This window comes from Rhizobium johnstonii 3841, assembly GCF_000009265.1.
GTDB lineage: Bacteria > Pseudomonadota > Alphaproteobacteria > Rhizobiales > Rhizobiaceae > Rhizobium > Rhizobium acaciae.
Window position 1 is genome coordinate 4,845,798 of record NC_008380.1, and the last position, 12,707, is coordinate 4,858,504.

Here is a 12,707-nt window from a genome sequence, read left to right on the forward strand (position 1 = left end):
TCTGCCGTTCTTACAGCGCTTCTGAATCGGTTTCGCCCGTACGGATGCGCACGGCATGGTCGATCGAATAGACGAAGATCTTGCCGTCACCGATCTGGCCGGTCTTGGCCGAAGCCGCAATGGCCTCGACCGCCCTGTCGACGAGTTCCGATGCAACAGCGATTTCGATCTTGAGCTTCGGCAGGAAGCTGACTGCGTATTCGGTGCCGCGATAGATTTCGGTATGCCCCTTCTGGCGCCCGTAGCCCTTCACCTCGGTTACGGTCAGCCCCTGAATACCGATCGCCGTAAGGGCTTCGCGGACCTCATCGAGCTTGAACGGCTTGATAATGGCCATCACAATTTTCATCTGGTTTCCCATCCTTCGTTATCCTCGGCGCGGAGCCGACTCTCCTTGCCGCTGACGTTCCTGAACAGCGACCGGCCAATACACATTCAAGGGACGTGCCAGATTCGAGACGGGTGGTAAGTTATTGAAAAGTAAAGGTTATAATAAAGAGTGCCAATAAACAGGCAGATGATTGGCCAATAAGCGCACAAATAACGCGCAAATTTATAAAGTTGCACAATTTTTATTCATTTGCCTTTTTACGAATCAGGCCTTCCTGCGCGACCGATGCGATCAGGTTGCCGGATCGTGTAAATAGGCTACCCCGGGTTAATCCTCTGGCGCCTGAAGCCGACGGACTGTCCTGCGTATAAAGCAGCCAGTCGTCGAGTTTGCAGGGTCTGTGGAACCACATCGAGTGATCGAGGCTCGCCACCTGCAGGCTCTGGTCGAAGATGGACGTTCCGTGCGCATAGAGCGACGTATCGAGCAGCGTCATGTCCGAAAGATAGGCAAGCACTGCCGCCTGATAGAGCCGGTCGTCGGGAACCGGGCCGGTAGCGCGCACCCAGACGTCCTGTTTGGGATCGAGCTTCCTGTCGGAAAAATAATGCGTCAGCGAGACGGGGCGGATCTCGATCGGCCGCTCACGCTGCCAGTATTTTCGGATCGCTTCCGGCGCGTGGGCGAGATACTCTTCCTTGATCTGCTGTTCGCCGAGCAGCGCCTCCGGCATCTCGACCTCGGGCATCGCGATCTGGTGCTCGAAGCCCGGCTCCTCCACCTGGAAGGAGGCCGACAGCGCGAAGATCGCCTTGCCATGCTGGATGGCGACGACGCGCCGCGTGTTGAAGCTCGATCCGTCGCGGATGCGCTCCGCCTGATAGATGATCGGCACCGTGGGATCGCCGGGACGCATGAAATAAGCATGCAGCGAATGGACGAAACGCTCGCCCTCGATGGTGCGCTGCGCCGCCATCAGCGCCTGGCCGATCACCTGGCCGCCGAAGACCCGCTGCCAGCCGACCTTGGGGCTGCGGCCGCGGAAGATATCGACCTCGATCGGCTCGAGGTCGAGCGTCGAAAGCAGCGTCTCCATCGCCGAAGGCCCCGATGTCTCGCCCGTCATTTCTATGTCTCCCAGCGGTAGGAAGTGAAGTTGCGATGATCTATATAGAGCACATCTGAGGCACAAGGTACGGGAGCGGCGCGATGCTGGACATGCTGGTTGTGGGCGGGGGTTATGTCGGCCTTTCCGCCGCTATCGCGGTCAAACAGGCCGCGCCGCATCTGAATGTCGCGGTCGTCGAGGCGGCTCCCGAGCATGTCTGGAAAAACGATACGCGCGCTTCCGCCATCATCGCGGCGGCGGCGAAGATGCTCGAGGTCTTCGGCATCTGGAACGAGATCGAGCCGGAAGCCCAGCCGATCACCAAAATGATCGTCACCGATTCCAAGACCTCCGATCCGGTGCGTCCGGTTTTTCTGACCTTCGACGGCGAAGTGGCCGATGGCCGGCCTTTCGCCCACATGATCCCGAATGTTGTGATGGTCGCCGCCCTGCGCGGCGCCTGCGACCGGCTCGGCATCGACATCCGCCACGGGCTCGGCGCCACGGAGCTGAAGACCCACGACACCCATGTCACCGTCACGCTTTCGGACGGCAGCGCGCTGGAAACCCGGCTGCTGGTTGCCTGCGACGGCGTACGCTCGAAACTGCGCGATCTCGCCGGCATCAGAACCGTCACCTGGGACTACGGCCAGTCCGGCATCGTTGCGACCGTCGAACACGAGCGGCCGCATGACGGCTGCGCCGAGGAACATTTTCTGCCGGCCGGCCCCTTCGCCATTCTGCCGCTCAAGAACAACCGCTCCTCGCTCGTCTGGACGGAGCGCACGCAGGATGCCAACCGGCTGGTCGCTGCAGACGACCTGATCTTCGAGGAAGAGCTCGAGCGCCGCTTCGGCCACAAGCTCGGCAGCCTGAAGGTTATCGGCGACAAGCGTGCCTTCCCGCTCGGCCTGACGCTCGCCCGCTCCTTCGTCGCACCACGCTTCGCGCTGGCCGGCGACGCCGCCCACGGCATCCACCCGATTTCGGGTCAGGGCCTCAATCTCGGCTTCAAGGATGTGGCGGCACTCGCCGAAACCGTGGTGGAGGCCGACCGCCTCGGCCTCGATATCGGCTCGATCAACATTCTCGAGCGCTACCAGACCTGGCGGCGCTTCGACACTTTCCGCATGGGAGTGACGACCGACGTGCTGAACCGGCTCTTCTCCAACGACGCGACGCCGATCCGCATCGCCCGCGACGTCGGCCTCGGCATCGTCGACCGGCTGCCGCGTCTCAAATCCTTCTTCATCGGCCAGGCGGCCGGAACGACGGCAAAAGACAATCCGCGGCTGCTTGCCGGCCAGACGATTTAACCTTTTACGCAATTCCCGGCAAAAGCGCTTGGCGCTTTGCCTGGGAAAACCGCTTCCTGGAATTGCTTTAGTCGTCGAGGCGGCGGGCTTCGGACATCAGCATGATCGGAATGCCGTCGCGGATCGGATAGGCAAGCCGCGCCTTTTCCGAGACAAGTTCATTGTGCTCGCGATCATAGGAAAGCCGGCCCTTGGAGAGCGGGCAGACCAGGAGATCGAGCAGCTTTGGATCGACGCGGCTGAGTTTTTCATCCATGGCTGAAGTCTACTGCAGAACCGTGTCGGAGTCACCGAAGACGCGCGCCAGCACGATTTCGGTAATGGCGATCAGCGTCTCGGCCCGGGTCTTCAGGTCGGGCGCCTCCAGCAGCGCCTGTTTTTCCGCCGGCCCGAAGGGCGACATCATCGCCAGCGAATTGACGAGCGTCAGATTACTCGCCCGCTCGACGCTCTCCCAGTCGGCCTCCAGCTTATTGGCATCGAGATAGGCCTTGAAGGCGGTGAGAAGTGCCGCGCGATCGACCGCGCCCTCCTCGTTCTCGGCCGAGAGATCGGCGATAAAGGGAGCGATGCGGAAGGTGCGAAAGGGATGGCTGGTCGCTTTCTCCTCCAGCAGCCGGAAACGGCAGACGCCGGTCAGCGACACGATATAGCGCCCGTCGCCGGTCTCGGCGAAGGAGGTGATGCGGCCGAGGCAACCGACAGCGGCAAGGTTGGGCTCGCCGCCCTTGTCCTCATGTTCGCCGAGCGCCGGCTGCACCATGCCGATCAGCCGGTTTCCGGTCAGTGCTGCATCCAGCATCGCCAGATAGCGCGGCTCGAAAATGTTGAGTGGAAGCTGCCCGGCCGGCAGGAGGAGGGCGCCGGTCAGGGGGAAGACAGCGATCGCATCAGGCAGATCGCCCGGCTTCAGGTATCTGGCATTCCCGACTTGCATGAAACCGTCCCGCATTCTTGTAACGGGCATGCCCGTCTTCACGAGAATGTGGTGCCCTCGTCCGAAAACGCAAGGGCAGATGCTCGAAACTTAGCGGTAACCTCGAAAATCGGAATCGATTTTCGAGAAGCACTACGCGTAGATTCAAAGTGATAGCGTGTCTTGTTGGACGCGCTACACCCTACGAGAACAGCATCGCCGAAAGCTTGCGCCGCGCTGCAACAGTCGCCGGATCCTTGAAGCCCCAGACCTCGAAGAACTGCAGCAGCTGGCGGCGGGCGCCGTCATCGTCGAAGGCACGGTCCTTGCGCATGATCAGCAGCAGATGGTCGGCCGCCTCGTCGCGCCGGCCTTCGACATTGCGGATCTTGGCAAGCTTGATTCGCGCCTCGTGGTCATCGGGATTGGCGGCCAGTTCACGCTCTAGCGCAACGGGATCGCCGAGCTTGCGAGCCTCTTCGATCTGCTCGAGCTTCATCAGCACGGCCTGGATGCCGGTGTCTTTCGCCAGCTCTTCCGGCAACTCCGTCAGTATTTCGCGCGCCCGCTGATGCTGGTTTGCGGCGATCATGCATTCGGCCATGCCGGCAAGCGCCTTGGCATTCTCGGGGTCGGCCTGCATCACGGCGCCGTAGAGCTGAGCGGCCTCGTTGATATTGCCGGCGGCAAGCAGTTCCGCCGCTTCAGTAACCACCGCTTCGATTTCGGCCGCCTCGTCGGCGCCGGCCGGACCGGCGATCCGGTCGATGAACTGCTGGATCTGGCTTTCCGGCACCGCGCCCATGAAACCGTCAGCAGGACGGCCGTTGACGAAGGCGATGACGGCGGGGATCGACTGGATGCCGAGCTGGCCGGCGATCGAGGGATGGTCGTCGATGTTCATCTTGACCAGCCGAACGCGGCCCTTGGCTTCGTTGATCACCTTTTCCAAGACCGGCGTCAGCTGCTTGCACGGGCCGCACCAGGGCGCCCAGAAATCGACCAGCACCGGCTGCTTGCGCGATTCCTCGATGACGTCCTTGGCGAAATTCGCGGTCGTCGTCTCCGTGATGTAGCTGCCGGCCGCAGCCGCGGGTTCCGGCGTAGCACCGAAGCTTGTCGTCGCCGTCATCTGATTTCCGAAGGAACCGTTATAGGGGTTGTCGCTGCCGCTCATAGGTATCTCCCGCCGCGCCGATCCTGCCGGCGTCTTTGCTAAAGCATGTCGCGCAAAACTGTGTGGCGGTTTTGCGATAAAGATATGCGCAAAACCAAAGACTAAAGCGCGGCAAGCGAATCTAAAAGATCGCGACGCGCTCTAGCGCTAAAATCGTATGTCAGGACGTCACTTTCAAGACAAGCGGCTTATGCCCGGTCGCTTCCATGAAACGGATAAGATCGCTGCTCGCAATCGAGGTCGTCGCATCATTGGATAGCGGATGGCAGTTGACGATCTCGTGCGCCATCAGCTCGGCATCGAGCACGAAGGTGACATTCTCGGCAGTATCGTTGATCGCGCCGAACGCCGTGACCGAACCCGGAGCGACGCCGAGATACTCCATCAGCTTCTCCGGCCTGCCGAAGGAGACCCGGCCCGACCCACCGATGGCATTATGCACCTGCTTGAGGTCGACGGCAGCATTTTCCTCCACGGTCAGCAGAAAATACCTGTCCTTCTTGTCCTTGATGAAAAGATTCTTGGTGTGGCCACCGGGGATTTCATCGCGCAGGGCAACCGATTCCGCCACGGTGAAGACCGGCGCATGGTCGACCGTCTTATGGGCAATACCGAGTCCGTCGAGAAAGGCAAACAATTCATCTCTTGTCTTCGGGGCATTTTCGGACATGGGGCAATCCATTGGACGGGAAGGGAAAAAAGCGAGGCGTCCTGATTAAGTCGGTCCACATCGTTTGGCAATCTTTGCGACCGACGCTTTGCCCCGCATTTGCGGCCTTTCCGCCGGGCCGCTGCGAACACCAGAATTTTTCTTCGCCTCTCCGTCATTTCCCTGTTGCATTTGAAAACCCGTTAGGCCATATAGCGCCGGTCGCCGCGAGGCGGCGCCCACGGTCCAACAACTACCCCGGACCGATGCGGATTGAGCGGGTGTAGCTCAGGGGTAGAGCACAACCTTGCCAAGGTTGGGGTCGAGGGTTCGAATCCCTTCGCCCGCTCCAGTTTCTCCCGATAGAATTAAGTGTTTGCATAGCGCCACGATTGACGCCGTTGCGCCAACGCACGGCAAGGGACCACTTCCGAAACTCATGTGTTTCCGAATCCCGATTTCATCTCGAAATCCTGGTGCGGCAGCGAATGACTGATACTCAAACATTTTTAGCTCGCCACTTTGTGGCGATAAGCTTCAACTCCCGCATCAAGGGCGATCACGGTCCCGACCGCTGAGGAGCTTGCGCGCAAGAGCTGATTTGACGCCCTGCGCTACGTCTCCGGGATCATTTTGGCAGGAATCCGTGAGCTGATAGCCATTCTCCAAGAATACGACGGATAGTCTCTGAGTGGGTGGGCGCATCGACTTCCTGTTCGGCGAACCTGTCGAGCGCTTCGCTGAATTCATCGCCAGCCAGACCCCACCATAATCTATATAGCACTTCGGAATCCCGAAATTGGTTGCGGTGCTGAAATCATTGGATGTTTCCCCGCGGCAACACCGCCCAAAACGCGACGAATTTCGGAATCCCGAAGCGGGGGAATTTCGGGATCCCGAAGTGGGATTTTTTCTTTATGGCGACGCTGACGCGTTTGTCGGCAGCGATCGGGCCGAGGCATCCGGCTGAAGAAACCGAGTCGGTCGGAGGCTCAGCGATTACGGCGCCTTCCACCTCGACGCCGGCTTAGAAGATCAAGATTGCAATTTATTTTGGTTGATTGGTTCGTTTGTAAACTTATTGTCGAGGCAAAAAGGACGCGTCTTCGGATCGGACCGCAAATGTTCAGTTTATCGCAGCACGAACTCCTCTGGGCGATGCCGATCCGGACCCAGCACATCGATGCCGGCGCTCGAGCCGGGTTACCAGCATCGCCACTCATAACTTCCTGATTGCTCCCAACATCAACTGAGGTTTCCCATGCGTATCGCCGTCGGTGGCATTCATACCGAATGCAGCACATACAATCCCGTTCTGAACGAGGAAAAGGATTTCCGCGTCGTGCGTGGGGAGGCCCTGCTGGCGTCTCCCTATTTCGCCTTCCTCAAGGATTATGACGCCGAGTTTCTGCCGACGATCCATGCCCGCGCGATTGCCGGCGGTCCGGTTTCGCGCGCCACCTACGAGGCCTTCAAGGGTGAATTCCTCGAGCGGCTGAAGCCGATGCTGCCGCTCGACGGTCTCTATCTCGCCATGCATGGCGCCATGTATGTCGAAGGCATGGAGGATGCCGAGGGCGACTGGATCGGTGCGGCCCGCGCGGCGGTCGGCGAGGATTGCACGGTCTCGGCAAGCTACGACCTGCACGGCAACGTCACCCAGCGCATCATCGACGCGCTCGACATCTATTCCACCTATCGCACCGCACCGCATATCGATGTCGAGGAGACGATGCGCCGCTCCGTCTCCATGCTGGTAAAGAGCCTGAAAACGGGCGAGAGGCCGACCCTTCTCTGGGCGCCGATCCCGGTCGTGCTGCCCGGCGAGCGCACCAGCACTGTCGATGAACCGGCAAAGAGCCTCTATGACATGCTGCCCGGGATCGATGCGATCGACGGCGTCTGGGATGCATCGCTGATGGTCGGCTATGTCTGGGCCGACGAACCGCGCGCCACCGCCGCCGCCATCATGACCGGCACCGACCGCGCCGTGCTGGAGCGTGAGGCGAAACGCCTCGCGAGGGCTTATTGGAATGCGCGCGAAGACTTTGTTTTCGGCTGCGAGACCGGCTCGCTCGAAGAATGCGTCGAAAAGGCGATCGCAAGCCCGACCGCCCCTGTTGTGCTTGCCGAATCCGGCGACAACCCGACCGGCGGCGGTGTCGGGGACCGGGCCGATGTGCTGGCCGAGCTGATCGCCAGAGAGGCCACCGGCGTCGTCTTCGCCGGCATCGCCGACAAGGCGGCGACCGAGGCCTGTTATGCCGCAGGCATCGGCGCCGAGCTGGAGCTCAGCGTCGGCGCCTCGCTCGATAACAAAGGCAGCAAGCCGGTTATCGCCCGCTTCACCGTCAAATTCCTGCACGAAACTTCTGATCCGACTGACCGCCAGGCGGTGGTTTCGGTCAGTGGCATCGATCTGGTGCTCTCCGCCAAGCGCCGGCCCTATCACAATATCGCCGATTTCACCCGGCTCGGCCTTGACGCGCATCGGGCGAAAATCATCGTCGTCAAATCGGGCTATCTCTCGCCGGAATTGGCGCCGATTGCCAATCCGAACCTGATGGCGCTATCAACAGGTGTCGTCGACCAGTTCGTCGAGCGCCTGCCGCGGCTGCGCAAGCAGCATCCGACCTACCCCTTCGACAAGGATTTTGCCTTCGAGCCGCAAGTCTTTCTCTCCGCACGCTCGACGCCGGCCTGAGGTCAGCTGAACCAATTGCGTTTTTCTGAATGATACTGTCGATCGCGGCGGCGCCCTGTCGCCGCGATCGACTGTTTTTCCATATCGCGGCGATAGCGGGATCTGAGCAAAAAACGGGCAGATTTCGATTTGCACAAAAAAGCGCTTGACGGTCGGCGCGATTTGGTTTGCACTGAACCAATAGAAAATTGGTACGGACCATTTAAGCGAATGCCGATAGATGAGACGCAAGGCAATTCGAATTATGCGCTGGAGAGGCTGAGGGCTCTCCTGCGGTCCGACAGTCTCGACGCCGACGGCAAGCTGCCGACCGAGCGCACCCTTTCGGAAATGCTTGGCGTCGGTCGCCGTGCCGTCCGCCGCGCCCTCGAAGTGCTGGAGGCCGAGGGCCGCATCTGGCGCCGTCAGGGCTCCGGCACCTATGCCGGCCCGCGCCCCGACGGCTGGAGCGATCATGTCGGCTCGATCGTTGCCGGCACCGATCTCATGGAAGTCATGGAAGTGCGCCTGCGCATCGAGCCGCAGCTCGCCCAGCTTGCCGCCATGCGCGCCAAGGCCGCCGATATCGAGCGCATGTACGATCTGGTGAAGAAGATCTACGAAAGCACCGATGCCGACGGGCGCGAACTCTGGGACGGGGCGCTGCACCGCCAGATCGCCCAATGCGCCGGCAACGGTTTCTTCCTCACCATCTTCGACGTCATCAACCGGGTGCGCCAGGACGATGCCTGGCAGACGATCCGCGAGCGCGCCCGCAGCGCCAGCCGGACGCGGCCCGTCACCTTTAACCAGCACACGGCGATCGTCGATGCGATCGCCGCCCATGACCCGGCCAGGGCGGGCGAAGCGATGCGCCAGCATCTGCTGACACTGCAGGAAAGCCTCATCCGCATCACCTCGCTCGATCATAGCGAAGCGGAGGTCGACAAGACCCTCGCCTGAACAACGAGGTGAGCAGGGAGAAAAGAACATGGCGGGCCATAACCGCCGGAATGGAAGCAAAAACCAAACAAAAATAGACAGAGGAGAATGGAATGAAGATCGCCAAATTGCTTACCACCGCCGTTGCCGGCGCACTGTTTGCACTTCCTGCCTTCGCCGTCGACCTGAAGATCGGCCTGCAGGACGATGCCGATGTGCTCGATCCCGCGCAGTCGCGCACCTTCGTCGGCCGCATCGTCTATACCGCGATGTGCGACAAGCTGGTCGACGTCTCACCGGACCTGAAAATCGTGCCGCAGCTTGCCACCGAATGGAGCTGGTCGGCCGACGGCAAAGAGCTCACCATGAAGCTGCGCCAAGGCGTCAAGTTCCATGACGAGACCCCCTTCAACGCCGAAGCCGTCGTCGCCACCATCGAGCGCAACATCACCCTGCCGGAATCGCGCCGCAAGAGCGAGCTCAGCTCGGTCGCAAAGGTCGAGGCGACAAGCGAATACGAGGTCAAGTTCACCCTCAAGGCGCCCGACGTCACCCTTCTTGCCCAGCTTTCCGACCGCGCCGGCATGATCGTCTCGCCGAAGGCCGCCAAGGAACTCGGCGCCAAGTTCGGCGATCACCCGGTCTGCGCCGGTCCGTTCAAGTTCGTCGAGCGCGTCCAGCAGGACCGCATCGTGCTCGAAAAGTTCCAGGACTACTGGAACAAGGACAAGATCTTCATCGACAAGCTCACCTATCTGCCGATCCCGGATACGACGGTGCGCCTCGCCAATCTGCGGTCCGGCGATCTCGACATGATCGAGCGTCTGGCCGCGACCGACGCTGAAGCGGTGAAGTCCGATTCGAGCCTCGTCTATGCCGATGCCGTCGGCACCGGCTACATGGCGCTCTATACCAATATCGGCAATGGTGCGCGTGCCGACAATCCTTTCGGCAAGGACAAGCGCCTGCGCCAGGCCTTCTCGCTGGCGATCGACCGCGATGCCGTCAACCAGATCGTCTATGAGGGCACGGCGGTTGCCGGCAACCAGCCCTTCCCGCCGAGCAGCCCGTGGTTCGACAAGGATATTCCCGTCCCCGCCCGTGACCTCGACAAGGCCAAGGCGCTAATCAAGGAAGCCGGCTTCGACCGCGTGCCGATCGAGCTGCAGATTCCCAACAATCCTGTCGCCATGCAGATGATGCAGATCATCCAGTCGATGGTCGGCGAAGCCGGCTTCGACGTCAGCCTGAAATCGACGGAATTCGCCACGCTGCTGAGCGAACAGACCGCCGGCAACTATCAGCTCAGCCGTTCCGACTGGTCCGGCCGCGTCGATCCCGATGGCAACATCCATCAGTTCATCACCTGCAAGGGCGGCATCAACGACACGAAATACTGCAACCCCGAGGTGGACAAGCTGCTGAACGAAGCCCGTGCATCGACCGACGATGCCGTGCGCAAGCAGAAGTATGATGCCGCCGCCGTCATCCTCAACGACGATCTGCCGATCATCTATCTCGGCCATCAGTCCTGGATCTGGGCGCTGCACAAGAACATCACCGGCTTCGTTCCGTCGCCGGATGGCATGATCCGTCTCGTCGGCGTCAAGAAAGCCGGCTGATCCCTAGAGCATGATGCCGAAAAGTGTGAGCGGTTTTCGAACGACATCATGCTCTACTTTTTGATCCAGCAAATCATGCGGCGGAAACCCTCCGCCGCATGACCCCAGTCGTGTCAGGATCGCCCATGTACACCTATATCGCCAAACGGCTCTTGGTCGCCATACCGACGCTTTTGATCATTTCGATCTTCGTCTTCTCGCTGCAGAAGCTGCTGCCCGGTGACCCGATCCTCGCCATGGCCGGCGAGGAACGCGATCCGCAGGTTCTCGAATTCCTGCGCGAGAAATACCGGCTGAACGATCCCGTGCCCTATCAATATGTCCGCTGGCTGGGGGCCGCCCTTCAGGGTGATCTTGGCATCTCGCTGCGCACCAACCAGCCGGTCCTGCAGCTCGTCGGCGAAAAACTGCCGGTCACCATACAGCTTGCCATCATGTCGATGATCTTCGCCTTTGTCATCGGCGTGCCGATGGGCATCCTGGCGGCCGTCAAGAAAAACACGATGATCGACTATCTCGCCAACATCATCGCGCTGACAGGCCTGTCGATCCCGAATTTCTGGCTCGGCATCATGCTGATCCTGCTGGTTTCGGTCAATCTCGGCTGGTTGCCGGCATCGGGCTACGAACCCTTTTTCAGCAATCCGCTGCGTTCGCTGGAAACCATGCTGATGCCCTCCTTCGTGCTCGGCAATGCGCTGGCGGCGACGCTGATGCGACATACCCGCTCGGCCATGCTCAGTGTACTCAGCGCCGACTACATCCGCACCGCCCGCGCCAAGGGACTGCCGGAAAGCACCGTCGTGCTCGAGCACAGCTTCCGCAACGCGATGCTGCCGATCGTGACGCTGACCGCGCTGCTCTTTGGCGAACTGCTCGCCGGCGCCGTGCTGACCGAGCAGATCTTCACCATTCCGGGTTTCGGAAAGCTCATCGTCGACGCCGTCTTCAACCGTGACTACGCCGTCGTCCAGGGTGTGGTGATCTGCACGGCGATCGGCTTCATCCTGATGAACCTCTTGGCCGATATTCTCTACGTCCTGCTCAATCCACGCATGAGGGCCGCCCTATGACCGCAATCGGAGAGACCGGCATTCCCTCTGCGATCGACCGCACGCCGAGCCGCGCCTGGCGCAAGCTGAAGGCCAACAAGGGCGCCCTCGTCGGCCTTACGATCATCGCCTTCTTCGCCATTCTCGCCGTTGCCGCCCCCCTTCTTCCGATTCCCGATCCGAACGCCACAAGCTGGTCGGCAATCCGCAAGGCGCCGTCGGCCGCCCATTGGCTCGGCACCGACGACATCGGCCGCGACATTCTTTCCCGGATGATCTGGGGCGCGCAGGCATCGCTGATGGCTGGCGTCTTCTCGGTGGCCATTGCCGTTGTCATCGGCGTGCCCTTCGGCCTTATCTCCGGTTATTTCGGCGGCTGGATCGACATGGTGATCTCCCGCATCACCGAAGCCTTTCTGGCCATGCCTTTCCTCATCACCGCGATCGCGCTCGCAGCTTTTCTCGGCCCGAGCCTGACCAATGCGATGATTGCGATCGGCCTTTCGGCCATGCCGGTCTTCGTGCGGCTGACGCGCGGCCAGGTGCTTTCGGTCAAGACCGAGGAATATGTCGAGGGCGCCCGCTCGATCGGCCTCCGGTCCTCGAGCATCATCACCCGCTATATCCTGCCGAACGTCTTTGCGCCGATCCTCGTCCAGGCGACGCTGACCATCGCCACGGCGATCATCGCCGAAGCGAGCCTCTCCTTTCTTGGCCTCGGACAGCAGCCGCCGGCGCCGAGCTGGGGCTCGATGCTGAACGTCGCCAAGAATTTCCTCTCCCAGGCGCCATGGATGGCGATGTGGCCGGGTGCCGCGATCTTCCTCGTCGTCATCGGTTTCAATCTCCTAGGCGACGGCCTGCGCGATGCGCTCGATCCGCGCGAAGCATGATTTCTTGAAAGGACATTT

12 protein-coding genes and 1 tRNA gene are annotated in these 12,707 nt (G+C 60.9%); 7 read left to right on the plus strand and 6 right to left on the minus strand.

Annotation, left to right across the window (positions count from 1 at the left end):
- Positions 1 to 10: 10 nt before the first annotated feature.
- Entirely contained in the window at positions 11 to 361 is a 351-nt protein-coding gene (locus RL_RS23515; protein ID WP_003543684.1) for a P-II family nitrogen regulator, read from the minus strand.
- Positions 362 to 572: 211 nt separating this feature from the next.
- Positions 573 to 1,457 (minus strand): acyl-CoA thioesterase II, encoded by an 885-nt coding sequence (gene tesB, locus RL_RS23520; RefSeq protein WP_011653920.1) that lies wholly within the window; start codon positions 1,455 to 1,457, stop codon positions 573 to 575.
- A gap of 83 nt (positions 1,458 to 1,540) precedes the next feature.
- Here tesB and RL_RS23525 point away from each other — a divergent pair, with 83 nt between their 5' ends.
- Positions 1,541 to 2,755, plus strand: a complete 1,215-nt coding sequence (locus RL_RS23525; protein WP_011653921.1) for a ubiquinone biosynthesis hydroxylase — start codon at positions 1,541 to 1,543, stop codon at positions 2,753 to 2,755.
- A gap of 67 nt (positions 2,756 to 2,822) precedes the next feature.
- Here the strand turns inward: RL_RS23525 and RL_RS23530 are convergent, their stop codons facing one another.
- The 4 genes from RL_RS23530 to RL_RS23545 form a co-directional block, all read right to left on the minus strand.
- Positions 2,823 to 3,011, minus strand: a complete 189-nt coding sequence (locus RL_RS23530) for a Trm112 family protein (protein WP_011653922.1) — start codon at positions 3,009 to 3,011, stop codon at positions 2,823 to 2,825.
- A 9-nt stretch (positions 3,012 to 3,020) separates the two neighbouring features.
- On the minus strand, positions 3,021 to 3,707 hold the full coding sequence (locus tag RL_RS23535) for an LON peptidase substrate-binding domain-containing protein (protein WP_011653923.1): 687 nt from the start codon (positions 3,705 to 3,707) through the stop codon (positions 3,021 to 3,023).
- A 166-nt stretch (positions 3,708 to 3,873) separates the two neighbouring features.
- Complete coding sequence (gene trxA, locus RL_RS23540; protein WP_011653924.1) at positions 3,874 to 4,848, minus strand: thioredoxin; 975 nt, start codon at positions 4,846 to 4,848, stop codon at positions 3,874 to 3,876.
- A gap of 160 nt (positions 4,849 to 5,008) precedes the next feature.
- Entirely contained in the window at positions 5,009 to 5,518 is a 510-nt protein-coding gene (locus tag RL_RS23545) for a prolyl-tRNA synthetase associated domain-containing protein (protein ID WP_011653925.1), read from the minus strand.
- Between the two features lie 256 nt (positions 5,519 to 5,774).
- Between RL_RS23545 and RL_RS23550 the strand changes: the two genes are divergently transcribed.
- From RL_RS23550 to RL_RS23580, 6 genes are all read left to right on the plus strand, one after another.
- Positions 5,775 to 5,849, plus strand: a tRNA-Gly gene (locus RL_RS23550).
- A gap of 909 nt (positions 5,850 to 6,758) precedes the next feature.
- Positions 6,759 to 8,201, plus strand: a complete 1,443-nt coding sequence (locus RL_RS23560) for a M81 family metallopeptidase (RefSeq protein WP_011653926.1) — start codon at positions 6,759 to 6,761, stop codon at positions 8,199 to 8,201.
- A 210-nt stretch (positions 8,202 to 8,411) separates the two neighbouring features.
- On the plus strand, positions 8,412 to 9,143 hold the full coding sequence (locus RL_RS23565) for a FadR/GntR family transcriptional regulator (RefSeq protein WP_011653927.1): 732 nt from the start codon (positions 8,412 to 8,414) through the stop codon (positions 9,141 to 9,143).
- A gap of 92 nt (positions 9,144 to 9,235) precedes the next feature.
- The gene (locus tag RL_RS23570) at positions 9,236 to 10,744 is read left to right on the plus strand and encodes an ABC transporter substrate-binding protein (RefSeq protein WP_011653928.1); all 1,509 of its coding nucleotides are present in this window, start codon (positions 9,236 to 9,238) and stop codon (positions 10,742 to 10,744) included.
- A gap of 125 nt (positions 10,745 to 10,869) precedes the next feature.
- Positions 10,870 to 11,817 (plus strand): ABC transporter permease, encoded by a 948-nt coding sequence (locus tag RL_RS23575; RefSeq protein WP_041936508.1) that lies wholly within the window; start codon positions 10,870 to 10,872, stop codon positions 11,815 to 11,817.
- On the plus strand, positions 11,814 to 12,689 hold the full coding sequence (locus RL_RS23580; RefSeq protein ID WP_011653930.1) for an ABC transporter permease: 876 nt from the start codon (positions 11,814 to 11,816) through the stop codon (positions 12,687 to 12,689). Before RL_RS23575 ends, RL_RS23580 begins: the two co-directional genes overlap by 4 nt.
- Positions 12,690 to 12,707: the final 18 nt, after the last annotated feature.